This is a genomic window from Chryseobacterium sp. CBo1, assembly GCF_001693475.1.
GTDB classification, from domain to species: domain Bacteria; phylum Bacteroidota; class Bacteroidia; order Flavobacteriales; family Weeksellaceae; genus Chryseobacterium; species Chryseobacterium formosense.
The window spans coordinates 19301-42660 of record NZ_MAUH01000003.1 but is presented as its reverse complement, the minus strand read 5'-3'; the positions used below and the strand labels follow the sequence as shown (position 1 = coordinate 42660).

26 protein-coding genes are annotated in these 23360 nt (G+C 35.3%); 12 read left to right on the top strand and 14 right to left on the bottom strand.

The features are described 5' to 3' along the window. Positions 1 to 258: 258 nt before the first annotated feature. From scpA to BA768_RS03415, 8 genes are all read left to right on the top strand, one after another. Positions 259 to 2376, top strand: coding sequence for a methylmalonyl-CoA mutase (gene scpA, locus BA768_RS03450; RefSeq protein WP_065719714.1), 2118 nt, complete (start codon positions 259 to 261; stop codon positions 2374 to 2376). Positions 2377 to 2443: 67 nt separating this feature from the next. Further along, positions 2444 to 2944: a hypothetical protein gene (locus BA768_RS03445; RefSeq protein WP_034677644.1), complete on the top strand. Its 501-nt coding sequence runs from the start codon at positions 2444 to 2446 to the stop codon at positions 2942 to 2944. A gap of 620 nt (positions 2945 to 3564) precedes the next feature. Continuing rightward, complete coding sequence (locus BA768_RS03440; RefSeq protein WP_083206581.1) at positions 3565 to 4227, top strand: hypothetical protein; 663 nt, start codon at positions 3565 to 3567, stop codon at positions 4225 to 4227. Positions 4228 to 4323: 96 nt separating this feature from the next. Then, complete coding sequence (locus BA768_RS03435; RefSeq protein WP_065719713.1) at positions 4324 to 5715, top strand: RtcB family protein; 1392 nt, start codon at positions 4324 to 4326, stop codon at positions 5713 to 5715. A 181-nt stretch (positions 5716 to 5896) separates the two neighbouring features. Beyond that, positions 5897 to 6442: a nucleotidyltransferase domain-containing protein gene (locus BA768_RS03430; protein WP_065719784.1), complete on the top strand. Its 546-nt coding sequence runs from the start codon at positions 5897 to 5899 to the stop codon at positions 6440 to 6442. A gap of 2 nt (positions 6443 to 6444) precedes the next feature. After that, on the top strand, positions 6445 to 7143 hold the full coding sequence (gene prfH, locus BA768_RS03425; protein ID WP_065719712.1) for a peptide chain release factor H: 699 nt from the start codon (positions 6445 to 6447) through the stop codon (positions 7141 to 7143). Next, positions 7130 to 7639: a tetratricopeptide repeat protein gene (locus tag BA768_RS03420; RefSeq protein ID WP_065719711.1), complete on the top strand. Its 510-nt coding sequence runs from the start codon at positions 7130 to 7132 to the stop codon at positions 7637 to 7639. Before prfH ends, BA768_RS03420 begins: the two co-directional genes overlap by 14 nt. Positions 7640 to 7665: 26 nt before the next feature. Then, entirely contained in the window at positions 7666 to 8262 is a 597-nt protein-coding gene (locus BA768_RS03415; protein WP_065719710.1) for a hypothetical protein, read from the top strand. 46 nt (positions 8263 to 8308) lie between these two features. Here the strand turns inward: BA768_RS03415 and BA768_RS03410 are convergent, their stop codons facing one another. Further along, the gene (locus BA768_RS03410) at positions 8309 to 8596 is read right to left on the bottom strand and encodes a cytochrome C (protein WP_065719709.1); all 288 of its coding nucleotides are present in this window, start codon (positions 8594 to 8596) and stop codon (positions 8309 to 8311) included. A gap of 33 nt (positions 8597 to 8629) precedes the next feature. Next, positions 8630 to 8923, bottom strand: coding sequence for a c-type cytochrome (locus BA768_RS03405; protein ID WP_034677650.1), 294 nt, complete (start codon positions 8921 to 8923; stop codon positions 8630 to 8632). 184 nt (positions 8924 to 9107) lie between these two features. On the opposite strand from BA768_RS03405, the gene meaB reads away from it, so the two are divergent. Continuing rightward, the gene (gene meaB, locus BA768_RS03400; protein WP_065719708.1) at positions 9108 to 10121 is read left to right on the top strand and encodes a methylmalonyl Co-A mutase-associated GTPase MeaB; all 1014 of its coding nucleotides are present in this window, start codon (positions 9108 to 9110) and stop codon (positions 10119 to 10121) included. A gap of 46 nt (positions 10122 to 10167) precedes the next feature. Here meaB and BA768_RS03395 read toward each other — a convergent pair whose 3' ends face one another. Continuing rightward, a complete protein-coding gene (locus BA768_RS03395; RefSeq protein ID WP_065719783.1) occupies positions 10168 to 10713 on the bottom strand; it encodes a DUF4251 domain-containing protein in 546 nt (181 codons plus the stop codon). 103 nt (positions 10714 to 10816) lie between these two features. Here BA768_RS03395 and BA768_RS03390 point away from each other — a divergent pair, with 103 nt between their 5' ends. Both BA768_RS03390 and BA768_RS03385 read left to right on the top strand, forming a co-directional pair. Further along, the gene (locus BA768_RS03390; RefSeq protein ID WP_065719707.1) at positions 10817 to 11623 is read left to right on the top strand and encodes a M48 family metallopeptidase; all 807 of its coding nucleotides are present in this window, start codon (positions 10817 to 10819) and stop codon (positions 11621 to 11623) included. Between the two features lie 74 nt (positions 11624 to 11697). Beyond that, the gene (locus BA768_RS03385; RefSeq protein WP_034677652.1) at positions 11698 to 12009 is read left to right on the top strand and encodes a hypothetical protein; all 312 of its coding nucleotides are present in this window, start codon (positions 11698 to 11700) and stop codon (positions 12007 to 12009) included. A gap of 37 nt (positions 12010 to 12046) precedes the next feature. On the opposite strand, the gene BA768_RS03380 is transcribed toward BA768_RS03385, so the two are convergent. From BA768_RS03380 to BA768_RS03345, 8 genes are all read right to left on the bottom strand, one after another. Beyond that, a complete protein-coding gene (locus BA768_RS03380) occupies positions 12047 to 12685 on the bottom strand; it encodes an outer membrane beta-barrel protein (protein ID WP_034677653.1) in 639 nt (212 codons plus the stop codon). Beyond that, on the bottom strand, positions 12669 to 13484 hold the full coding sequence (locus tag BA768_RS03375) for an ABC transporter ATP-binding protein (RefSeq protein ID WP_034677654.1): 816 nt from the start codon (positions 13482 to 13484) through the stop codon (positions 12669 to 12671). The genes BA768_RS03380 and BA768_RS03375 overlap by 17 nt, the downstream gene beginning before the upstream one ends. After that, entirely contained in the window at positions 13484 to 14236 is a 753-nt protein-coding gene (locus BA768_RS03370; protein ID WP_034677656.1) for an MlaE family ABC transporter permease, read from the bottom strand. Before BA768_RS03370 ends, BA768_RS03375 begins: the two co-directional genes overlap by 1 nt. Before the next feature lie 82 nt (positions 14237 to 14318). Beyond that, complete coding sequence (locus BA768_RS03365) at positions 14319 to 15689, bottom strand: exopolysaccharide biosynthesis polyprenyl glycosylphosphotransferase (RefSeq protein WP_065719706.1); 1371 nt, start codon at positions 15687 to 15689, stop codon at positions 14319 to 14321. 41 nt (positions 15690 to 15730) lie between these two features. Further along, positions 15731 to 16360: a 7-carboxy-7-deazaguanine synthase QueE gene (locus BA768_RS03360; RefSeq protein WP_034677659.1), complete on the bottom strand. Its 630-nt coding sequence runs from the start codon at positions 16358 to 16360 to the stop codon at positions 15731 to 15733. Positions 16361 to 16367: 7 nt separating this feature from the next. Continuing rightward, a complete protein-coding gene (locus BA768_RS03355; protein ID WP_065719705.1) occupies positions 16368 to 17252 on the bottom strand; it encodes a bifunctional 5,10-methylenetetrahydrofolate dehydrogenase/5,10-methenyltetrahydrofolate cyclohydrolase in 885 nt (294 codons plus the stop codon). Positions 17253 to 17281: 29 nt separating this feature from the next. After that, positions 17282 to 18922, bottom strand: a complete 1641-nt coding sequence (gene pgi, locus BA768_RS03350) for a glucose-6-phosphate isomerase (RefSeq protein ID WP_065719704.1) — start codon at positions 18920 to 18922, stop codon at positions 17282 to 17284. Positions 18923 to 19137: 215 nt separating this feature from the next. Further along, positions 19138 to 20061: a DUF4349 domain-containing protein gene (locus BA768_RS03345; protein ID WP_065719703.1), complete on the bottom strand. Its 924-nt coding sequence runs from the start codon at positions 20059 to 20061 to the stop codon at positions 19138 to 19140. Positions 20062 to 20264: 203 nt separating this feature from the next. On the opposite strand from BA768_RS03345, the gene BA768_RS03340 reads away from it, so the two are divergent. Next, positions 20265 to 21623 (top strand): acyl-CoA dehydrogenase family protein, encoded by a 1359-nt coding sequence (locus BA768_RS03340; RefSeq protein WP_034677668.1) that lies wholly within the window; start codon positions 20265 to 20267, stop codon positions 21621 to 21623. A gap of 86 nt (positions 21624 to 21709) precedes the next feature. On the opposite strand, the gene BA768_RS03335 is transcribed toward BA768_RS03340, so the two are convergent. The 3 genes from BA768_RS03335 to BA768_RS21420 all read right to left on the bottom strand — a co-directional run bounded on the left by BA768_RS03335 (position 21710) and on the right by BA768_RS21420 (position 23299). Next, the gene (locus BA768_RS03335; protein WP_034677670.1) at positions 21710 to 22087 is read right to left on the bottom strand and encodes a DoxX family protein; all 378 of its coding nucleotides are present in this window, start codon (positions 22085 to 22087) and stop codon (positions 21710 to 21712) included. Between the two features lie 100 nt (positions 22088 to 22187). Then, complete coding sequence (locus tag BA768_RS03330) at positions 22188 to 23087, bottom strand: AI-2E family transporter (protein WP_262484164.1); 900 nt, start codon at positions 23085 to 23087, stop codon at positions 22188 to 22190. Positions 23088 to 23128: 41 nt separating this feature from the next. Further along, entirely contained in the window at positions 23129 to 23299 is a 171-nt protein-coding gene (locus BA768_RS21420; RefSeq protein WP_228388277.1) for a hypothetical protein, read from the bottom strand. Positions 23300 to 23360 lie beyond the last annotated feature (61 nt).

Genomic DNA, 23360 nt, shown 5'->3' with positions numbered 1-23360 from the left:
AAGTTAAACATTTTCAAAATTAATATATTCTTTATGCAGACTTGCAATAAACTCTTTGTGCTGTATATGATAAAATTATTTTAATTCGCTTCAAGTCTTTGCTGAGTGAAACGCCTTTGCGAACTTAAAAATATGCGTAAAGTATTCAAAAAAAATCTTAGCGGACTTTGCGTTTAAATATTCTTCGTTTTCGATTGAAAATTAAACACAAAACATTATTTCAAAAATGCTTATTTTTAAAATCTTAAATCTGAAGAAATGAGAAGGGAAATAAAGAACAAAACTCCTCAATTTAATATATCTGAAAATCAGCAGGAAATCTATCAATTCGAAAAAGATGGACTCGAACTGAAATCAAAATATACCGCAGAAGATGTAAAAGATAAGAGCATTTCAGACTCTTCTCCGGGAATTGCACCGTATATGAGGGGACCTTACTCAACAATGTATGTTCAAAAACCTTGGACAATTCGTCAATATGCAGGTTTCTCAACAGCTGAAGAATCGAATGCTTTTTACAGAAGAAATTTAGCGGCAGGGCAAAAAGGTCTTTCCGTAGCTTTTGATTTGGCAACGCACAGAGGGTATGATTCAGACCACGCCAGAGTGGTTGGCGATGTAGGTAAAGCGGGCGTTGCGATTGATTCGGTGGAGGATATGAAAATTCTGTTCAACGAAATTCCTTTGGATGAAATTTCGGTTTCTATGACGATGAATGGAGCGGTTTTACCGATTCTTTCATTTTATATCGTGGCTGCGGAAGAGCAAGGCGTTTCTCAGGATAAACTTTCAGGAACAATTCAGAATGATATTTTGAAAGAATTTATGGTGCGTAATACATACATTTATCCACCAACGCCTTCCATGAAAATTATTGCCGATATTTTTGAATATACATCGAGAAATATTCCGAAATTCAATTCTATTTCCATTTCAGGATATCATATGCAGGAAGCGGGAGCGACTCCGGTTTTGGAAATGGCTTATACACTTGCAGATGGTTTGGAATATGTAAGAACCGGAATAAAAGCAGGAATGAATGTCGATGATTTTGCACCGAGATTATCTTTTTTCTGGGCAATCGGAATGAATCACTTCATGGAAATTGCAAAAATGCGTGCTGCAAGATATATTTGGGCGACTTTGTTGAAGCAATTTAATCCTCAAAATCCGAAATCTTTAGCTTTAAGAACACACTCTCAGACTTCAGGATGGTCTTTAACCGAACAAGAACCATTTAACAATATTACGAGAACGGCAATCGAAGCATTATCTTCAGCTTTAGGGGGAACACAGTCTCTTCACACAAATGCTTTGGATGAAGCCATTGCACTTCCAACAGATTATTCGGCAAAAATAGCCAGAAATACACAGATTATCCTTCAACAGGAATCAGGAATCTGTGATGTGGTAGATCCAATGGGTGGAAGTAATCTGGTTGAATCTCTCACTCAGCAGATGATTGAAGAGGCCATGAAATATATCGATGAGGTAGAAAAAGAAGGCGGAATGACTAAAGCCATCGAAGCCGGAATTCCGAAAATGAGAATCGAGGAAGCTGCTGCAAGGAAACAGGCGAAAATCGACAGTAGTGAGGAATTTATTATTGGGGTAAATTCTTTTAAATCGGCTTTAGAACAAACTCCAATTGAGATTTTAGATATCGATAATACTGAAGTTCGCAGGAAACAGATTGAAAGATTAGATTCGATAAAATCGAGCCGAAATGCTGAAGCGGTTGAAGATATTTTAAACCAGATCAGAGAATCTGCAAAAACAGGAAACGGAAATCTTTTAGCATTGTGTATTGAAGCGGCTCGAAGAAGAGTGACTTTAGGTGAAATGAGTGATGCGATGGAAGAAACTTTCGGTCGTTACAAAGCCAATATCAGAACTATACAAGGAGTCTACGCAATGAATGCCAATAAAAATGAATACTTCGGAAAAGCACTTGAGCTGACTCAGAAATTTGAGCAGGAAGAAGGTAGACGTCCAAGATTGATGGTTGCCAAAATGGGGCAGGATGGTCACGATCGTGGTGCAAAAGTTGTGGCAACGGCATTCGCAGATATGGGATTTGATGTTGATGTTGCGCCATTGTTCCAGACTCCGGAAGAGGTGGCAAAACAGGCGGTTGAAAATGACATTCACATTTTGGGTGTTTCCTCTTTAGCGGCAGGTCACAAAACTTTAGTTCCGCAGGTTGTTGAAGAACTGAAAAAACTCGGTGCAGAAGATATCACGATTGTTGTCGGAGGCGTAATTCCACAGCAGGATTACGAATTTTTATACGCAAACGGAGCCGACTTTATTTTCGGACCTGGAACCAATCTTCCGAAATGTGCAGTTGAAATTCTGAATCGTTTTTTAGATTAAAATGTGATTAGAATCCGATAAATTGCACGAGGTTTGTACTGTACGCCATAACCAAAAACAAAATATTATGGCTTATACAGTAATTTCAGTATTTCCGGCAAACGTTGGTACAGAGGAAATAAAATCAAAATTAAGGAATAATGGTTTCAACGAAGCAGATATTATCGTTTCCACTTCGAAATTTAATGATGATTCATCAGCAGAAAATTATCAGGAAGACGAAAAAACGCAGAGCTTCTGGAATCATATTTTTGTGAACGACAATGAGCTGCTATCTGCTTACAGCAAAGAAAGTGTGGGGAAAGTGAATCTTATCGTTTACGCTTCAACGATCATCGAAGCACAGGAAGCAAAAAAAATTCTCGACCAGTATGGTGCCCTGAAGATTTATAACAAACCTTCTTTCAATGAAGAAAAGCCTGATACGGCAGGTTTGCCAGAAGATGTTTATAACGGAATCATTGCAAAAGCAAAGCATGATGTTTATTTCTTAGACAGGGAGCGAACCTATAGTCCAAACAGCAAAGGAATGGATAACACGATGGACGATTTAGGTTCAAAAGATTAAACTAAAAATTAAAATATAAACGTTTGAGAAATTATTCTTAGACGTTTTTTTTGAAAAAAATTATTTAAATCAAAAAAAATGATATATTTGCATCTGAAAATCAAGTTTAACCAATTAAAAAACAACGAAGCAATGTTCAAATTCAATCTACATTCAACAGTAGGATTGCCTTTTGCAAAGGCGAGGCTTCGTGGTTTGGTACACTCATAGAATAACAGTATATCGAAATATCAAAACCCGAAGTCGTAGAGATTTCGGGTTTTTTATTGCGCAATATTTAAACTCAAATCAGTTTCCCCGAAAATCTTTTTTATAAAATTTTGGAGCTTTTTCAAATAGTTTTTAGGAGCTATTTGACTACGCCGAATTGTTACTTATTAATTTTTAAGGAGCAATTTCCCGCTTTCCACTATATCTTTTTGCCAACGCTTTTTTTCAAGCCAATGCAAAAAAGGATGTCGTTGCAATCGGGGCTAATGATAAAGTTTCACCTTGATAAACCTCATAGGTTTCCAAAACCTATGAGGTTTGAATAAGAACAAATCAACTAAAATCTTAGTTGAGAAAAATTAATATGACGTATAGAAACCAAATTTCCATACCTCAACTGTAATTAAATAATGGAAAAAGAAAATCTTTTATTTTTCAGATTAAGAAGTCTGAGAAGCAGAAAAAGAATCATAAAAAAAGATGTAGAAAAACAGATCAGGAAAAAGTATAAACGTAGTAAAGAACTTTGGAAAATTAAAAGAGATATTCCTTGGATTCCTTTAGAAGAGCCTTATCAAAGAGGTTTTGTAAGATTCTTTGCTGTTACGGAAGAATTAATGTGTACGAGAGATGCTGAATTTTTTGAAGGAATTTTAAAGAAAATAAACACATTCATGTATTCGGAAATCCGTCACTTTTTAAAAAAGAAGAAAAAGTTTGGACGAAGAATATATGTAGAAAGAGAACAAAAATTAAAATCTCTTTCATTGTATGAATGGAATAATACAAAAATTCAGCTTACGCAGCGAGAAAGACTGTATTTTTTAAAAAGAGGCGAATACTGTCCCTTTCGCAAAACGTATTACGATTACTACGATTTTATCGAACCGTGGAGATTTACCTTAAGAATAAGACCAAACATAATTACGCATTACAAGCCTGTAAATGCAGAATTGGAAAAAGAATATGCAGAAGTAGAATCTTATGTAAACCAACATAAAATTACTGGTATTATTCAGAAGAAAATTATGGTAAATCCAATTCATGGAATATCGAATACAAAACAGATCTGATCAAAAGTATAAAATACTTTCGCTACAAAATGTCTGCAACAGAGATTGCAGAAAGTTTAGAGGACGATTGCGTCCGAAAATTTTAAAATAAAAACAATGGGAAATTTAAAACTTAAGGGAAAAGATATATTAAAAATAGGTTATCCAAACAATCAAAGTGTGAACATCGCTTTGGAAGTCATGAAAAGAAATTTTGCAACCAAAAATATTCATCATGTGAAATCTCTTTTAAAGGAAATTCTGCAAAATCCGGAACAATTCGAAAAGGATTTATCTTTCGGACAAATCGCAGAAGCGTTGCTATCATCCAAGAAAACGGAGAAAAGAACGCTCAATACAAACAGGGCAACATTCAATATTTTCGGAAACAATATTTCAGATGAAGCAAAAAACCAGCTGTATACCGCTTTGAAACTTCCAATTTCAACACAGGGGGCTTTAATGCCCGATGCACACAGCGGTTACGGACTTCCGATAGGTGGCGTTCTTGCCGTAGAAAATGCCGTGATTCCTTACGGAGTCGGGATGGATATCGGTTGCAGAATGTCGCTCAGTATTTTGGATACCCCTATTTCATATCTTGACGGCGCAAGAGATAAATACGAAAAAGCTCTTGCCGAACATACAAAATTCGGGATGTACGAAACTCATAAATCTCATATCGATCACGAAATTTTCGATAGAGATACTTTCGATATGATTCCGATTTTGAGGAGATTAAAAGGAAAAGCCATCAAGCAAATGGGAAGTTCCGGCGGCGGAAATCACTTTGTGGAATTCGGAGAAGTTGAAATTACGGAAGAAGATGAACAAATCGGACTTCCAAAAGGAAAATACCTCGGAATACTTTCTCACAGCGGTTCGCGTGGGTTGGGAGCTGAGATCGCTCAATATTATTCAAGAGTTGCGACAGAACAATGTCCGTTGCCAAAAGAAGCCCAAAACTTCGCCTGGTTGGATTTAAGCACGCATCTCGGATTAGAATATTGGACGGCGATGAATTTGGCGGGCGATTATGCTTCAGCTTGTCACGACGACATTCACAGACGATTGGTAAAAGCAGTCGGTGGAAGAGTGAAAGCAAAAATTGAAAACCATCACAATTTTGCATGGAAAGAAATTCATAACGGAAAAGAAGTGATTGTTCACCGAAAGGGAGCTACTCCGGCGAATGAAAACGAATTGGGAATGATTCCCGGATCAATGACGGCAAAAGGTTTTATCGTTCGTGGAAAAGGAAATCCTGATTCTTTGAACTCTGCCTCTCACGGCGCAGGAAGGGCACATTCCAGAGGTGAATGCAGAAGTCTTTTTACTCAAAATGACATCAAAAAAGAATTGAAACTCAAAAATGTCACATTAATGGGCGGAAATACGGAAGAAGCTCCAATGGCGTACAAAGACATCAATGAGGTGATGAATGCACAAAGCGAATTGGTGGATATTCTGGGAACTTTCCAACCGAGAATTGTGAGGATGGACAGGTAAATGGTTGATAGGTTGTAGTTGTTGGTTGATGGATTTTGACTGATAATAATAGCCAGTAATATTTAAAGAATGATTGTCATTCAGAATGGAACGGAGTGGAATGAAGAATCTGCAAAAAGATTTCTCACTGCACTTTGTTTCGTTCGAAATGACAAATTCAAATCAAAAAAAAAATAAAAAAATGGGAGCACCACATAATATAAAAAGATACGGTGAAGTCTGGCCGGAATTCAGAATTCAATACGGACTGGAAATTTTAGAAAAATTAAAAAATAAAGTCATTATTTCAGGAGGTTGGGCATGGCATTTTATGTCTGAAATTGGGCATACGGAATATAAGCACGCTCATGATCATAAGGATATTGATGTTTTTGTTAAAAAGGAAAATGTAGCTCAGGTTGTCATGATTCTTCAGCAGGAAGGCTTTTTGAAAGTCTGGACAAGATATGACCATCTTCCGAGCGAAGAAAACTTTCGCAGATATGAAAAAACAATCGAAATGGAAAACGGAAAATTTCACAGAATCACAATCGATTTTTTCGAAAGAAATGATCTGGAAATCATTGTCACCAATGGATTTACAGTAGTGAAGCCTGATGTTCTGCTTTCGTTTTACAGAAATATTCATTCCAGCGATAAATGTTGGGCGGTCATGGCTGCAAAAGATTTATTGGAAAAAGGAATTGATCCTGTTGGTCATCCGAAATTAAGTGAAATACCGAAATAACAATGGAAAAAATCATACAAATAACTTCAGGAAGAGGACCTTTGGAATGCCAATGGGTCGTTGCAAAACTGTTGAAAGTCTTTCTTGAGGAAGCAAAAGATAATAACATCGATTACGAAATTATTCATCGTGAAAATGGTGATGAAAACCTGACTTTAAAATCGGTAACCCTGCTTTTAAAATCAAAAAATATCAATGAATTTTTAAAAAATTGGTTGGGAAGTATTTTGTGGACGGGAAAAAGTACATTTCGAAAACTGCACAAAAGAAGCAACTGGTTCATCGGAGTTTTCGAGCTGGAAGGTTTGGAGAAAATCAATTTTAATGAAAAAGATATTCAGTTTCAGACAACCAGAAGTCAGGGGAGTGGCGGACAAAATGTAAATAAAGTGAATACGGCTGTTCGGGCTACTCACGTTCCGACGGGACAAAGTATTTTTGTTCAGGACTCGCGCTCACAATTGGAAAATAAAAAGCTTTCGATTGCAAGACTGAAAGAAAAAGTGTTGGAACAGAATATTATCCAGCTTCAAAAACAAATGCAGGAAACTTGGAACAATCATTTGAATGTTCAGCGCGGAAACCCGATCAGAATATTTTCGGGAACCGATTTTAAAAAGAATTATCAGGACAAATCTTTCAAAAAAGAAAGAAATCAACTGAAAAACGAATTAAAAAATTACAAAAATGACCTTAACTAAAAATAAATACTACTTTGAGGCTTTGGACAATTACCCATACAGCTTACCTGATTGTTTGGAAGCGTTGAACTATGCTCTGTCCTACGACCCGGAAGATGCAGACAGCCTTTGTCTGATGGGAAGAATCTATTCTGAGCAGTTAAAAAATTATGAGATCGCAAAACAGTATTTTCAAGAAGCGATGCAGTGTGATATTACCAACTTAAACGTTCCGCAATATTACATCAACTGTCTTTTAGCCAATGAAGATTTTCATGAAGCTGAAAAATTGATCAACTATTCTTTAAAAATAAAGGGAATTGATAAGTCGAATCTTTGGTTTTACAGAGCTTTGCTCTCCGAGAAAAGAGGAAGTTTCAATAATGCTTTGAAATTTTTGGATGAAGCGGCAAAATACTGTTTTAATGAATATAGTTTGAATGTGGTAAAGGATAGAAAGAAATTTATTAAATCAAAAATGCCAAAGAAAAATAAAAAGAAGAAGGAGACGAAATAAGTCTCCTTTTTTTGTAGTTTTAAAAGATGAAACTCTACGTATTTCTTTTATTATTAATTTTTTCATGTAAGAAAAACGAAGCTAAAGTAGAAATTATCCCAAAAGATGAAACTTTGGATTTGAAATATGAAGTGTTGAACCAGCTAATAGAAAATGATAGTATAAATTCCGGACGAAGTCATTTTATTTACAGTACAGGACTGATGCCAACAACCATCAACAAAGATGTTAAAGAAATAAGACCATTGGGCGTTGACCTTACATTTGATTCAATATTTTTAGAAAAAGATTCTGTTTTTTATTACAATCAAGAAAAAATTGATTTCAAATTCAAGTTTGATAGAAGTAAAATAAAGAGCAAATTGAAATATGTAACTGCTGAGAAGATTCTTCAAATGAGGCAAACAACAAATAGAGAGTTCTGGCAGGAATTTTACAAAAGATTCGATCGAAAATGCTTAAGAACTTTTTCTATTCCATTCTTTAATAAAGACAAAACAATTTGTGTCATTCAAAATTCGACAAGTTGTGGGATTCTAGATGCGGTTAGTTACACTGCGATATATAAAAAAGTAAATGGAAAATGGATCGAAGTACGTTCTTATGATCATTGGATTAGCTAAAAAATAAGAAAGGAGACCAAATAAGTCTCCTTTTATTATTCAAAAATCATTTTTTATTTACAGAAATCAAATAATCATAAACCATTTGATGTTGCTCATCACTCAATTTCGCTTTGGGAGCCATTCTGCTTAATGTTTTGATCCAGTCCTGATCATCGTGTTTTGCAGGATCGGGTAGTTTGTGACATCTGTTGCAGGAATTTTCAAAAACCGTTTTCCCCTGTGCTAAATGTTCAGCAGAGGTAAACTTTGGCCCTGTCACGGCTGTACTTTTTGGTCCGCACGAAACCATAAAAGCAGATCCTAAAATCATACTCCAAGCTAATTTTTTCATAATGATATTTTTTGTTGGTTGAATTTTTAATTCTTAATTCTTCACAGAAACCACATAATCATAAACCCACTGATGCTGTTCATCGGTAAGCTTAGCTTTTGGTGCCATAGAATTCATAATTCCTACCCATTGTACGGAAGTGAATTTAGTTGGTTCCGGCAAATCATGGCATCTTTTGCAGGCAGTCTCAAAAATAGTTTTTCCTTGTGCAATCTGTTCCGTCGTACTTGTTACGGATTTAGGAGCTTCCGTTACCGGAGTTGCTTTCGGAGTACATGATGCTAATAGTATCAATGCGAATGTTGCTGCTGCAAATAGACTTTTCATATCGTTTTTAAATTTGTTTTAAACAAAAATAATGAATTTTACAGGCGAATGGTATGTCGGTGTTAATTTAGAAGCATTAAAATTAATTTACTTTTTCTCGTATTTTGCGGGTTATTTTTATATTTTTGAATTGATGAAACCTTTAGGTTACATTTTTCCTTTTAAGAGAATAAAAAAGCTCTAAATGAAAATTTCAACTGAAGAATTTATTGATGGAATTAAGTCAGGCAATAAACGCCTGATCGCAAAAGCCATAACTTTGGTTGAAAGCACAAAAGCCGAGCATCGAAATCAGGCCGAAGAGCTCTTAAAACAAATTCTACCTCTTACCGGAAACTCAATCAGAGTTGGTATTACCGGAGTTCCCGGCGCAGGTAAATCTACATTCATCGAAAATTTTGGAAGGTTAGCAATTTCCCAAGGTAAAAAAGTGGCGGTTTTAGCCATTGATCCGAGTTCTGCGATTAATAAAGGAAGTATTTTAGGTGATAAGACAAGGATGGAAGAATTGGCAAAAGAAGAAAATGCTTTTATTCGTCCTTCTCCGAGCTCTGGTTTTTTGGGTGGGGTAGCCAATACGACTTTTGAAACGATGATGATTTGCGAAGCTGCAGGTTACGATTATATTTTAATTGAAACCGTCGGAGTAGGGCAATCGGAAGTTTTGGTTGCTGATATAACCGATGTTTTTTTATTTTTGAAAATTATAGGCGGCGGAGACGAACTTCAAGGCATCAAACGTGGAATCATGGAAATGGTTGACATTATTTTTATTAACAAAGTGGATGAAAATAATCTTCAGAAAGCTAAAAATACTAAGCTCGAACTGAAACGTGCATTAGATTTTCTTCCGGCAAAAGAAAAAGACTGGAAAGTGCCTGTCTTACTTGGTTCCGCTTTAAATAATGAAGGTTTAAATGATGTATATCAAAAAATTGATGATTTTATTTCGTTAAAAAAGAAAACCAAACGCTTTGAAGAAGTTCGTACTCAACAATCTGAAAAACGATTTGAATATTGGGTTCAGGAATATATTTTAGCATTGATGAAAAAAAATAATTCAGTAGAAGAAGCTTATATTCAGCATAAAAAAAATGCTTCAGACCAGATTTCAAACCCGAATACTGAAGCAAAACTGTTTGTTGAAAAATTTTTACGAGATTCGAGATCCGAGTTTCGGGATTCAGAAAATATTTAATAATTTTTTCTAAGATTAAAGCTGCGAATTGCGTAAACCGAAACGTTTAAAGCTTTTCTTTCTCCTTTGTTTTTTCGTTTTCAGAAATATATCCGTCGTAAGAAATCGGCTGTCTGTCATTACTCCTAATTGAAGTAAGAGCTCTTCCGTTCTTAAAAATTTCGATGTTTATATCACTCACATTTTTTACATCATTAGGTTTGATTTTATAGACCCAGTTTCCTTTTTTACTCTGCGTTTTTGTCACCGCATAATCTTTTGAAGTAAATCTGTAACTTGTATCTGAACCACCGTAAGTCGTGTTAAATGATCTTCCGAAATAAGGAAGCGTAACTTCCATGACTCCTTTTTTTATTTCAATTCCGTAATTTTCACCGGAGATTTGAAATGTTCGAAGCTGAGGTGCATTCGGTATAGAATTTACAACATTGATGACATCATAGTTCATTGGGTTAGCCTTCTCTGCGTGAAAAGTAAATTCATCAGAACTCACCAGATTGTTTACTATTTGTGGATCTGTCTTTTGTGCAGTACAGTTCTGGAAAAAGAAAACGACCACAAAAGCAGATATGATTTTTATATAATTTTTCATGACATTAAAATTAGTAAATTTATACATCAAAATACGTGCAAAAAAATATATTGTGGTTTTTTGGAATAGATATTGTTAAGGTTCAAATATAATAAGCATAATTATGAAAATTAATCATTTTTTAGGAATGGGAGCTGCTGTTTTGGCGCTCGTAGCATGTACAACAAATCCGATGACGGGAAGAAAGTCCCTACAGATCGGAAGTTTGAATTCTCAAATTACAACAAGTGCAGTACAACAATATCAACAGACTTTGAAAGAATCTAAAGTTGTAACAGGAACTCAGGCTACTTTGGTAAAAAAAGTTGGAAACAGAATTAAAACTGCAGCCGAAAAATATTATGCAAGCATAGGGAGAAGTGCAGACTTATCAGGGTATCAGTGGGAATTTAACCTTCTTCAGGATAATCAGATTAACGCTTGGTGTATGCCGGGCGGAAAAGTGGCAGTATATACAGGGATTCTTCCGATCACAAAAGATGAAACAGGTCTTGCTGTTGTGATGGGACACGAAGTTTCTCATGCTTTGGCGGGACACGGTAATGAAAGAATCTCTCAGGCTATGGTTGCACAATATGGAGGGCAAATTTTGGGCGGAACAATTTCAAACGCACAGTTAGCAAAAGTTTTCGAAGCAGCATATCCTATCGGATCTCAGGTAGCTCTTTTGAAATATGGAAGAACTCAGGAATCTGAAGCAGATGAAATGGGATTAAATCTTATGGCGATTGCAGGATATGATCCAAAACAGGCTATTCCGTTCTGGAGCAGAATGGAAGCAGCTTCATCCGGAGCAAGACAACCGGAATTTTTATCAACACACCCGAGTCCTCAGACCAGAATTGCAGATATTCAGAACGATTTACCAAAAGCTTTGGAATATTACAGAGCTGCAGGTGGCAAAGGATAATTTTCTATAAATTTTAAAAGCCTTTCTTCAGTACAATTGAGTAAAGGCTTTTTTTAATTCTAAAAAATATAAATATGAAAAGTCTCTCAGTAGTCGGAATGATACTTTTGGCAGTATCGGCTTTACTTTTTTATTTAACAACAGATTTTACCGTTGAAAGAATTACAATTTCTCATGTGATGGGTGTAATGGCGGGAATCGGAATCGGTTTGATTTTTGGTGGATTGGTTGGCTATGTAAGCAAAGGCAGTGCGATAAAAGCTGAAGCAAAAAGAAGAGAATTCAAGCAGCTTCAGAAAGAAAAAGAAGAGCTAGAAAAACAGGCTATAGAAATTGAAAAACGTCAGGCTGAGCTTGAAAGGGAAAATACAAATCCTCAAATTTAGAATTTGAGGATTTCTTTATTTTATTTGATAAATCCGATTAGAATTTATACCCTAAACCAAGCAAAAATAAGCTTGATCTGTTATCGTAATCGATCTCTTGGTTTGATCCTGCAACATTGTTGATGAATTTTCTCTGATCTTTAGAAAAAGCACCTTCATATCTTGCAGAAAGAATTACCTTTTTGATTTCACTTTGCACACCTAGCTGGTAACCTACCGTAAATTCTTTAGCATCAACTTTCTGAATGAAATTATCAAAATTATCACTCTTCGCTAAGTTGAAGCTTCCAACAGGACCTGCATAAGCGCTTAGAAGATCTCCCAAAACATTTACCCCAACCAAAACAGGAATATCTACTCTGCTGTTTTTAGCTTTTATGGTTGTTTGTTCTGAATTTGCATCATTCTGTACAGTAACTTCATTACTGAAATTAGTATAATATATTTCCGGCATCAGATATAATGCAGTTGGTAAATCGATTTTTAAAGATAAACCAACATTGAAACCTGTAATATTTTTGCCTTTTTGCTCTACAGCATTGGTTGCAGCTGTCTTGAAGTTCTTCCATGATGCCGAGCTTGTCGGGATCAGAACATTTGCTTTTCCGGCCAAAGAAATCTGCGCCGAAGCAAATACTGAAAAACCAATGAATGCTGCACTAATCAATTTTTTCATTATCGTCAATTTTTGTAATAGTATTGTCTATTGTTTTATTATTCTCAAGTAAATACTCTCTCAGTTCCTTGAATAGTTCTGATGAGTAAACGAAATCTATCAGGTTTTTATTGCCAGCGGTGATGAGAACGTCTTTGTTGCCTTCCCACTCTTTTATACCCAGTCTCAGATATACAATTTTCTCGCCAATCGTCATTACCGAGTTCATATCGTGGGTGTTGATGATGGTTGTAGTGTTGTATTCTTTGGTAATTTCAAGCAAAAGATCATCAATAATATTTGATGTATATGGATCTAATCCTGAGTTGGGCTCGTCACAAAAAAGATATTTAGGATTGTTTACAATTGCTCTTGCAATGGCAACACGTTTCTGCATTCCTCCGGAAATTTCTGACGGGAATTTTTTATTGGCTTTATCTAAATGCACCCTTCCGATCACATCAAAAACTCTTCTTTTCTTTTCTCTGAAAGTAAGATTGGTAAACATATCCAGCGGAAACATAATGTTTTCTTCAACCGTCATTGAGTCAAATAATGCACTTCCCTGGAATACGGTTCCGATTTCCGATCTCAAATGTTGTTTTTCTTCTCTCGTCATTACATTGATATCGCGCCCGTCAAAAAGAATTTCTCCCGATGAAGGCTGATAAACGTTTAATAAACTTTTAAGAAACACCGTTTTTCCCGAACCACTCTGCCCGATAATCAGATTCACTTTTCCTTTGTCGAAAGAGGTTGAAATACCCTTTAATACTTCAACTTCATCAAAACTCTTTTTCAGATCTTTTACCTCAATCATTAGCTTAATATTAATTGGGTTAATAGTAATTCAGAAAGGATAATGAAAACCATCGTCCAGACTACAGCTTGTGTACTCGCTCTACCAACTTCAAGTGATCCGCCTTTTACATTATATCCGTAATAAGAAGGAACTGTTGCAATAATAAATGCAAAAACAACAGTTTTCGTAAATGCATAATAAATGAAAAGATTAGGCATATACATCTGAATACCGGTGATATAATCTGCCGTCGTCCAGTTTCCTGTAAGAAGACCAGCAATATAGCCGCCGCCAATACCGAACACAATACTGATAGCAATAAGCAACGGATTAAAAATAACGCATGCAATAATTTTCGGAAAAATTAGAAAATTTGGAGAATTTACTCCCATGATGTCTAACGCATCGATCTGCTCAGAAACCCTCATGGTTCCAATACTGGATGCAATATATGAACCTACTTTACCGGCTAAAATAAGACTGATGATCGTGGGTGAAAATTCCAGCACCAAAACTGCTTTTGTTGCATAACCAACGAAAGATGGCGGAATTGGAAATGAAGAAGCATCAAAATTATTAAACATCTGAATTGCAACTACTGCTCCCACGAATATAGAAGTGAAAATCACCAACCCAAAAGAGTTGACTCCCAAATCATTGATTTCTCTCATAAACAGCTTCCAAAAAACTCTCATTTTCTGAGGCTTCTGGATTGATTTTCCGAGGAGTAACATGTATTCTCCTATCGCTGTAAAAAACTTTTTTAACATTCTGCTAAATTAGGCTATTTTTATTTAACTAAATTAAATTTTAAGGAATACTGATCTCTCTGTTTTAACCTTAAATTCAATATTAATTTGCATTTTTATCTCCTTTTATCACCAACAAAATAGTTCTTAAAATGATAACTAAATCTAAAACGAAACTCCAGTTTCTTACATAAAATGCATCAGCAAGAATACGTTTGTTCATTTCAATTTCCACATCTCCTGCATCACCTCTTAAACCGTTTACCTGAGCCAGACCTGTAATTCCGGGGTTAGTATGACTTCTCAGGCTGTATCTTCCGATTTTTGGTTTGTAATAATCATCTACCGCCAACATGTGAGGTCTTGGGCCTACCACCGACATCTCGCCTTTTAAAACATTAATAAACTGTGGCATTTCATCGAGGCTGGTTTTCCTTAAAAACTTTCCGATTTTGGTTATTCTTGCATCATTTTCGCTTGTTGTTTTCTTTGCCGAATCATCATTTACAAACATTGTTCTAAACTTGATACAATTAAAAACCTCTTCATGAAAACCATATCTTTTCTGAATAAAGAAAACAGGCCCTTTGGAACTTCTTTTAATCAGCAAAGCAATAATAGGAAACAGCCACGAACAGATGAACAGCAAAACTAAGACCGAAAAAATAATATCAAAAGTTCTTTTCAATAAAAAATTAGAATAATAATCTAAAGGATATTTTGCCTGGGTTAAAACTGGCTGTGTCTGAATGTATCCCAAATCATAAAAGAAAAAATTATTTCTGGAAATATTCGGAATCAGGGAAATATGTACCTTATTGGCTTCCGCTAATCTGAATATCTCATTTTGCTTCTCGTCGCTGAAAGAATTTTCGGCAGGAAGAAATAGAGTATTGATGCCGTTTTTCTTCCAGAATTCCGTCAGATTTTCAGCATTTACTTCAGAAGTGTAATCGTATGTTTTGTAACCGAAATCTTTTCTTTCTTCAATAATTCTCTTCAAAACTTCTGTTGAGTTATTTTCACTGAGAAACATTACATTGCGATGGTTTATCCCTATTGTTCTGATGTATCTTATTAAATAGTAGACCGCTGATTTTAATAAAAAAATGAAAAAGAAAAGATATAATGACAACCACGTCAGTTCTGAACCAAAAAACTGATTGCTGCTCACTTTACGAATAAGAACCAACCCGATAATAAACAACAGAAAATGAACGATTATTCTTTCTACAAAAAGGATGTAGGTGAGATTTCTGGAAATGTTATAGATCTTCGTTCTACCACTCAGTAAAATCCAAAAAGAGATAACAAGAAGTAACGGAAATGAACTTTCATACCATAGATCTTCATCCTGAACAATTACACCCCGGGTTGTACTGATAAAATAGAATATAAAAACCCCTGCGATAACCAAAAGGTCAAGCAAAATAATGATTGATTTCAGATATCGGGAATATCGTATTCTTTGCATCTATCTTTAATGAAAAAAGCGAGAAGCTAAATATAACAATTTTACGGTATATTTAAATATTTATGTGTCTGAACCGAAGCCTGCCAACGAGGATTTTCAAGAATGAAATCGGTCATCTTCGGATACATAGCATCACGCTTGCTCCATTCGCTTTGAAGATATAATCTGCAGTTTTCGGAAACTTTTTCAGCCTGCTCCTGAGCAAATATAAAATCGTTATTGTTAAAAATAATTACTTTCAGCTCGTGAGCTTTAGCATAAATTTCTTCTTTAGGCAAACCTGTTTTCTTTGGAGAAAGGGTGATCCAATCCAGTTGTCCGCTCATCGGATAAGCTCCGGATGTTTCAATGTGAATTGTACAACCCAGTTCTTTTAATTTTGATGTTAAAATATCAAGATTCCACATCAAAGGTTCACCACCTGTTAAAACAATGGTTTTACAATGTTTTGCAGCAGTTTCTGCAATTTCCTCAGCATTCATTAAAGGGTGAAGGGTAGGATCCCAGCTTTCTTTCACATCGCACCAGTGACAGCCAACATCGCAGCCGCCCAATCTGATGAAATAAGCTGCTTTTCCTGTATGTGCACCTTCTCCCTGAATAGTGTAAAAATGCTCCATCACTGGGAGCATTTTACCTTCTTTTAATAATATATCTTCTTCTTTATTCATTTTAAAATTAGTCGTTATAGACCGAAGTTTTGTAGGCAATGATGGTGTTTTTCATCAACATCGCTCTTGTCATAGGCCCGACTCCTCCCGGAACTGGCGTGATCCAGCTTGCTTTTGCGGCACAGCTGTCGAAATCTACATCACCTGCCAAATAATATCCTTTTGGAGAATCGTTGTCTACTCTTGTAATACCTACGTCAACAATCACTGCACCTTCTTTGATCATTTCACCTTTTAAAAAGTGAGGATCACCTAAAGCGGTGATTACGATGTCTGCTTTTTTAGTGTATTCTTCGATATCTTTTGTGTAAGAGTGCGTTAAGGTAACTGTAGAGTTTCCTGGAAAATCTTTTCTTCCCATCAAAATACTCATTGGTCTTCCAACAATTTTACTTCTACCGATGATGACACAGTCTTTACCTTTCGTTTCAATATTATATCTTTCTAATAATGTTAAAATCCCGAATGGAGTCGCAGGCAAGAAAGTATCCATTTCCAAAGCCATTTTCCCGAAGTTCTCAGGATGGAAACCGTCAACATCTTTTCTTGGATCGATTGCGTTGATGATTTTTTCCTGATCGATCTGATCCGGTAAAGGCAACTGAACGATAAATCCGTCAACTGCTTTAGATTTGTTTAATTCATCGATTTTTTCCAATAATTCAGATTCAGAAACCGTGCTTGGAAATTTCACTAAACTCGATTGAAAACCAACTTCTTCACAATCTTTTACTTTTGCATTTACATAGGCTTTACTCGCTCCGTTGTTTCCAACAAGAATCGCCACCAAATGCGGTGCTCTTCTTTTTCCGGCAACTATTTTTTCAACTTCAGCCTTAATTTCCTGTTTTATTTCTTTGGATACTTTTAATCCGTCAAGAATTTCTGCCATTTTTACTTTTATTAGATATTTACTTTCTTTTACTTATTCGATTTATAATAATTAATCAACCCATTTGTTGAAGAATCATGAGAGCTAATGGTCTCATTATTTTCAAGTTCCGGAAGAATTTTATTGGCTAAAACTTTTCCTAATTCCACTCCGAACTGATCGAAACTGAAAATATTCCAGATCACACCCTGAACGAAAATTTTATGCTCATACAAAGCGATTAGCTGACCCAATGAAAAAGGCGTTAATTCATTGATTAGTATAGAGTTTGTTGGTGTATTTCCGTGGAAGACTTTGTAGTTTAATAAGAAATCAATTTCCTCATCAGATTTTCCTGAAGCTTTTAATTCCGCCTCAACTTCTTCTTCCGTTTTTCCGAAGGCAAGTGCCTCAGTCTGAGCAAAAAAGTTGGCTAAAAGTTTGTCCTGATGATCAGAAACTTTGTTCGGACTTTTTGCATATGCAATAAAATCTGCAGGAATCAATTCTGTTCCCTGATGAATCAATTGATAGAAAGCGTGCTGTCCGTTTGTTCCCGGCTCACCCCAAATGATTGGTCCTGTTTCATATTCTACGAACTCACCGTTTCTGTCGACACATTTTCCGTTACTTTCCATATCTCCTTGTTGAAAGTATGCCGGAAATCTGTCTAAATATTGAGAATAAGGAAGAATTGCATGCGTTGTTGCAGCATAAAAATTACGATACCAGATTCCGATTAATCCCATCAAAATAGGAATGTTCTCACCAAATTCGGCTGTTTGGAAATGTTGATCCGTATCGTTAGCTCCTTTCAATAATTGCTCAAAGTTTTCGTATCCTACTGAAAGAACGATGCTTAAGCCAATCGCACTCCATAAAGAATATCTTCCGCCAACCCAATCCCAGAATTCGAAGATATTTTCTTCTGCAATTCCGAAGTCTTTAACTGCCTGAACGTTAGTTGATAAAGCAACAAAATGTTTGGCTACATCTTCCTGTTTTCCGGCTTTTAAGAACCAGTCTTTTGCCGAATTCGCATTTGTCATCGTTTCCTGAGTCGTAAATGTTTTAGAAGCGATGATAAATAAAGTTGTTTCAGGATTCAAGTTTTTTACAACTTCTGCCATATGATTTCCGTCCACGTTAGAAACAAAATGAACGTTTAGCCTTGTTTTAAAATGCTTCAAAGCAGAAACTACCATCACAGGTCCCAAATCTGAACCACCGATTCCTATGTTCACGACATCTGTAATTTCTTTTCCGCTGAAACCTTTGTGTGTTCCTGAAATAATACTTTCAGAAAAAGATTTCATATGATCTAAAACTCTCTTGATCTGAGGCTTGATATTTTCACCATCTACCAAAATTTCCTTGTCTGAAAAATCTCTCAAAGCAGTGTGAAGAACGGCTCTTCCTTCTGTTTCGTTGATTTTATCTCCCGAAAACATTTTAGAAATTGCATCCTTGAGCTGACACTCTTCTGCAAGATTTAATAATAATCCTTTCGTTCTTGAATCAATCAGATTCTTAGAATAATCGAATAAATAATTATTTTTTTTTATAGAAAACTCTTCAAAACGGTTGGGATTGTATTGAAAAAGACTTCTCAGATCAAAGTCATTATCACCAAAATGTTCGTCAAGATCTTTCCAACTGTTGGTTTGTGTAGGATTTATTTTAGATAGCATAAATTAAATTTAGGGTTTAAAAAGCTGATTTTTAGAAAATATCACATTTAAAATCACGATAATTAAAATGTAAGTTTTCAAACCGCAAATTTACGGAATTTTTGCGCAACGATGTTAATTGAGGATTAAAAATCAGTTTTCAAGGATTATCAGGATGAAAAATAAAACCTCCGCAAAAGCGAAGGTTCAAATAATCTATGTTGATAACCTAAAGGTTAGGATGCCGGATTTTCTTGGTTTGGTTGCTGAATTTTATTTTTAGATTGATTTTTTCTGTAAAAGTAAAATATCAGTCCGCAGATTAATAGAATTGGCCAAATCATAATTAATCCAACGATAAGTTTCTGAATTAAATAATAACCTTCCACAAAAGCATTTTTCGCACTGTAAAAAAAGTTGAATTTGTATTTGTTGTCAATGTTTTTTGAATTGATTACTGCAATTTCTGCAATACGAAGCTTGGGTTCTTTTATGTAAATATCAACAGTACTGTATTTAAGATTATCGGTTACGTTAAGATTGGCGAGTTGTTGCGAATTGTTTTCAGACATATTTTCATCACTCATTTTCACTTTGTCTTTTGTGGTTTTAAGTTCAGAAATATTTTCGCCGGTTTTCTTGATTCTTTTTCCCTCCAATTCAGCATATTTAATGTTTGAAGTTATGTCTTCCGCATTGATGATTCTTGAATTCAGGAATAGTTTTTTATCATTAATTAAAGTTAAAAGCTCACCCAATCTTGAAGAGGGAACTCTTACCTGCATTGTGTTTTCGGTCTGATATTTTTTCACAAGCATTGCTTCTTCATCGGAAGTATTGTAAGTGTCTTCAGAAATCACACGACTTTGCAGGTTGCTGTTGGTAACAAACCCGCCAAGTTCCTGAGCCGATTTTTCAATGGAAATTGTTGCATCATAAACATCCTTTACCTCCATATTAACATCAGCTGTTTTGATGAATTGCTTGTCTTTTACAGACATGGTTGCAGCAGATGAAACACTGTCTGATACATTTACGTAGGCAGAATCTGCAGACGTTGACATTTCGTAATCACTTGCTGTTGCTTCGCCTTTTTTGCAAGAGTAAATTCCTAATAATAATGCTGTTGCAATCGTTAATCTGATGTGTGTCGTTTTCATAATATTTATTTTTAATGTTTTGCTTAACCCAAAGTCCAGCAGAATCTTTTGTAATGTTTGAATATTGCAGGTAAACCTTTTGTAAATAATTATTTAGATTTAAATGATTGTTATTCAGTATTTTGTAAATGATATACGGAGCGTAGCGTGGTATTTCGGATTGATTTTTGCTGATGTTTTACAAATTAAAACTCAAAATAGATATGTCTAAAACCTTTTCTAAAATCCGAAACGCTATAGAACTTTTTAAAGCCATTGATTTTGATCAGCTGAGCGAAATTTCGCAAAAAGTAAATCTTCCGAAGCTGATGGAAAATTTTTCCAAGCTTGATGATAAGCAACTCAATGGAATGATGAAAATGCTGGATCCAAACAAAAAGAAAAAAGATCTTCCACCAATTGATGGCGATTTCTACGATATCTATCATACTCTGACTCCTGAGCAAAGGGAAGTTCAGCTTAAAGTAAGGGAGTTTATGGAAAAAGAAGTTAAGCCTTTGGTGAATCATTATTGGTTAAGAGACGAATTTCCGCATGAATTAATTCCAAAGTTTCAGAAACTTGATATTTGTGGGGTCACCTATGAAGGTTACGGTTGCAAAGGAATGCCTTTTCTGATGGAAGGCGTTATTGCAATGGAAATGGCGAGAATTGATGCTTCAATAGCGACATTTTTTGGAGTGCAATCGGGTTTGGCAATGGGTTCGATCTATATTTGCGGTTCTGAGGAGCAAAAACAAAAATGGCTTCCCCAAATGCAGAAATTCGAAAAAATTGGAGCTTTTGGATTAACCGAACCGGAAGTGGGTTCCGGAGCAGCAGGAGGCTTAACGGTTACCTGCAAAAAAACTCCTGAAGGCTGGGTTTTAAACGGAGAAAAAAAATGGATCGGAAATGCAACATTTGCTGACATTATTATTATTTGGGCAAGAGATTTAGATGACGGTGAAGTGAAAGGTTTTATTGTTGAAAAAGATAATCCCGGTTTTTCGGTACAGAAAATTAAAGGGAAAATGGCTCTTCGAATTGTACAAAATGGTTTAATTACATTAAAAGATTGTATCGTTACAGAAGAAAATCGTCTCCAAAATGCCAATTCATTTAAAGACACGGCAAAAGTATTGAGAATGACTAGAGCTGGAGTTGCATGGATGGCGACAGGTTGTGCAAGAGGAGCTTATGAAAGCGCTTTAGATTATACCAGAAAAAGAGAACAGTTCGGAAAACCAATTGCTTCTTTCCAAATGATTCAAGGGCATTTGGTGGAAATGCTTTCTAATTTAACCGCAATGCAAACAATGGTTTTCAGGCTTTCTGAAATGCAGGATGAAGGAATTTTGAAAGACGAACACGCTTCTTTAGCTAAAGTTTTTTGTACGTTAAGAACAAGAGATGTCGTTTCCAGAGCTCGTGAAGTGATGGGCGGAAACGGAATTCTTTTGGAGTATGATGTCGCAAGGTTTGTTGCCGATGCAGAAGCCATTTATTCTTATGAAGGAACAAAAGAAATCAATTCACTGATTGTCGGAAGATCGATCACCGGTTTCAGTGCATTTGTGTAAAAGTCAATAGTGAATTGTGAATTTTGCTTCGCAAGTGAATTTAAAATTGACAAGCAAGGCGAATTTACAATTCACTATTCACACTACTATTTCAGCAAAGCTTTATATTTTTCTTTGTTGTCAATAATTATCCAGATATTGATCAGGAAAAGAACTCCGGCAATCGACATTCCCATCGTTGATTTGTCAATCGTGAAAACGTGAAGAATAATTCCGACCATTACCGGTAAAATAACTATCGCGCCTAAAGCTCTTGTTTTTGGGAAAATAAATAATATGCCGCCAATTGCCTCTACGATTCCAACCAAAGGCATCAACCAATGCAATTGATTGAACGCTTCAAAAATTTTCATTTGCTCCGGTGTTTGTTCCGGCATTGGCATGTAGTTGAAAAGTTTATTTAAGCCTGCATTAATAAACATGAGCCCAAAAATAAGACAGATAATAAATTTAATGATTTTCATAAATTGAATTTTTATTAAAATTAAATAAAATTCTAATTCGTTATGAAAAAATCACTAAATTTTTATATTTAATATTAATTATTCATTGCTTATTAATATTCTAATCCATTTCCTTTAAGGTGATGTTCTTAGAAATTTTGTAGCTTTTCTTTTTCTTATTGGGTTTTTCATCTTCGCCGAGAAGTTTTCCCCAAGGTTGCAATCCGTCGACTCTTTCAAAAATAATTTTAATAATCGCAATCGCCGGAATACACAGAAACATTCCTGAAATTCCCCAAAGATGTTCTCCTAAAAGAATACCGATAAAAGAAAATAATGCGTTAATTTTTACTTTTGAACCTACGACAAAAGGTAGAACAATATTTCCGTCGATCGCATGAACGATGACGTAACCAATTGCTACATACACACAAGTGGAAACTGTTCCCGTCGCAAATGCAATAAAACAAGAAATTAAAAGCGAAATACAAATTCCGATGTAGGGAATAACATTTAATAAACCCGTTAAAACACCCAATAAAATGGCATATTTTACACCTAAAATAGTCAGAACAATGGTCGTAAGAACAGAAACGATAATCACCTGAAGACACAATCCGATGATGTATCTTTTCGTCATAATTCTTACCTCAGAAACCACTTCCTGAACGCTTGCTTTATGCTTTTCATTAAATACATTAACGATGAAATTGTTCAAAATTCTTCTGTAATTTAAGATGAAGATAAAAAACAAGATGAAAAACGCCAGAAATCCTAAGCTCGTAGAGAAAATTCCAAATGTAAATCCTAAAATGATTCCCGAAGAAGATAATAGTTTATTTAAACCCTGATCAAGATAATCGAGCTGCTCATCAATTTTCACATTGAAAGTATGCGAAACCCAGGTCTGAAGATTATGGAACACCAGATTGAACTGCTTTGTAAGATGCGGAATATCTTTGCTGAAACTTGAAATCTGTGTACTGAAGAAAAATATCATTCCGGTGAGAATAGTCAACATTATCATTACAGAAACAATGGTTGAAACCGATCTTGTAAACCTTAGTTTTTTTCTAAAAAATTAGCAATCGGCAAAAAAAGCATCGCCATTAAAAATGCTAAAAAGAATGGAGCCAAAATGCTTTGTCCCAGCTTAATAAGATAGCCGATTCCGATAATGGAAATGACTGCTAATGCAAGTTTCGGAAGAAAAGGAAGTTTAAAAAAATTCATGGGAAGGTTTTTCTACACATAACAAAAACCTCACCGTTTTCCGATGAGGTTATAAATTTAT

Bases quoted from the DNA above. Each gene is read 5' to 3' on its own strand.
- BA768_RS03345 (WP_065719703.1), bottom strand. From the start codon at position 20,061: ATGAAAACGACACACATCAGATTAACGATTGCAACAGCATTATTATTA.
- BA768_RS03330 (WP_262484164.1), bottom strand. From the start codon at position 23,087: ATGTTGACTATTCTCACCGGAATGATATTTTTCTTCAGTACACAGATT.
- BA768_RS03375 (WP_034677654.1), bottom strand. From the start codon at position 13,484: ATGATTGAGGTAAAAGATCTGAAAAAGAGTTTTGATGAAGTTGAAGTA.
- BA768_RS03405 (WP_034677650.1), bottom strand. From the start codon at position 8,923: ATGAAAAGTCTATTTGCAGCAGCAACATTCGCATTGATACTATTAGCA.
- BA768_RS21420 (WP_228388277.1), bottom strand. From the start codon at position 23,299: ATGAATTTTTTTAAACTTCCTTTTCTTCCGAAACTTGCATTAGCAGTC.
- BA768_RS03390 (WP_065719707.1), top strand. From the start codon at position 10,817: ATGAAAATTAATCATTTTTTAGGAATGGGAGCTGCTGTTTTGGCGCTC.
- BA768_RS03445 (WP_034677644.1), top strand. From the start codon at position 2,444: ATGGCTTATACAGTAATTTCAGTATTTCCGGCAAACGTTGGTACAGAG.
- BA768_RS03420 (WP_065719711.1), top strand. From the start codon at position 7,130: ATGACCTTAACTAAAAATAAATACTACTTTGAGGCTTTGGACAATTAC.
- BA768_RS03385 (WP_034677652.1), top strand. From the start codon at position 11,698: ATGAAAAGTCTCTCAGTAGTCGGAATGATACTTTTGGCAGTATCGGCT.
- BA768_RS03430 (WP_065719784.1), top strand. From the start codon at position 5,897: ATGGGAGCACCACATAATATAAAAAGATACGGTGAAGTCTGGCCGGAA.
- scpA (WP_065719714.1), top strand. From the start codon at position 259: ATGAGAAGGGAAATAAAGAACAAAACTCCTCAATTTAATATATCTGAA.
- BA768_RS03435 (WP_065719713.1), top strand. From the start codon at position 4,324: ATGGGAAATTTAAAACTTAAGGGAAAAGATATATTAAAAATAGGTTAT.
- BA768_RS03395 (WP_065719783.1), bottom strand. From the start codon at position 10,713: ATGAAAAATTATATAAAAATCATATCTGCTTTTGTGGTCGTTTTCTTT.
- BA768_RS03360 (WP_034677659.1), bottom strand. From the start codon at position 16,360: ATGAATAAAGAAGAAGATATATTATTAAAAGAAGGTAAAATGCTCCCA.
- BA768_RS03340 (WP_034677668.1), top strand. From the start codon at position 20,265: ATGTCTAAAACCTTTTCTAAAATCCGAAACGCTATAGAACTTTTTAAA.
- BA768_RS03335 (WP_034677670.1), bottom strand. From the start codon at position 22,087: ATGAAAATCATTAAATTTATTATCTGTCTTATTTTTGGGCTCATGTTT.
- BA768_RS03415 (WP_065719710.1), top strand. From the start codon at position 7,666: ATGAAACTCTACGTATTTCTTTTATTATTAATTTTTTCATGTAAGAAA.
- meaB (WP_065719708.1), top strand. From the start codon at position 9,108: ATGAAAATTTCAACTGAAGAATTTATTGATGGAATTAAGTCAGGCAAT.
- BA768_RS03380 (WP_034677653.1), bottom strand. From the start codon at position 12,685: ATGAAAAAATTGATTAGTGCAGCATTCATTGGTTTTTCAGTATTTGCT.
- BA768_RS03440 (WP_083206581.1), top strand. From the start codon at position 3,565: ATGGAAAAAGAAAATCTTTTATTTTTCAGATTAAGAAGTCTGAGAAGC.
- BA768_RS03410 (WP_065719709.1), bottom strand. From the start codon at position 8,596: ATGAAAAAATTAGCTTGGAGTATGATTTTAGGATCTGCTTTTATGGTT.
- BA768_RS03355 (WP_065719705.1), bottom strand. From the start codon at position 17,252: ATGGCAGAAATTCTTGACGGATTAAAAGTATCCAAAGAAATAAAACAG.
- BA768_RS03370 (WP_034677656.1), bottom strand. From the start codon at position 14,236: ATGTTAAAAAAGTTTTTTACAGCGATAGGAGAATACATGTTACTCCTC.
- pgi (WP_065719704.1), bottom strand. From the start codon at position 18,922: ATGCTATCTAAAATAAATCCTACACAAACCAACAGTTGGAAAGATCTT.
- BA768_RS03365 (WP_065719706.1), bottom strand. From the start codon at position 15,689: ATGCAAAGAATACGATATTCCCGATATCTGAAATCAATCATTATTTTG.
- prfH (WP_065719712.1), top strand. From the start codon at position 6,445: ATGGAAAAAATCATACAAATAACTTCAGGAAGAGGACCTTTGGAATGC.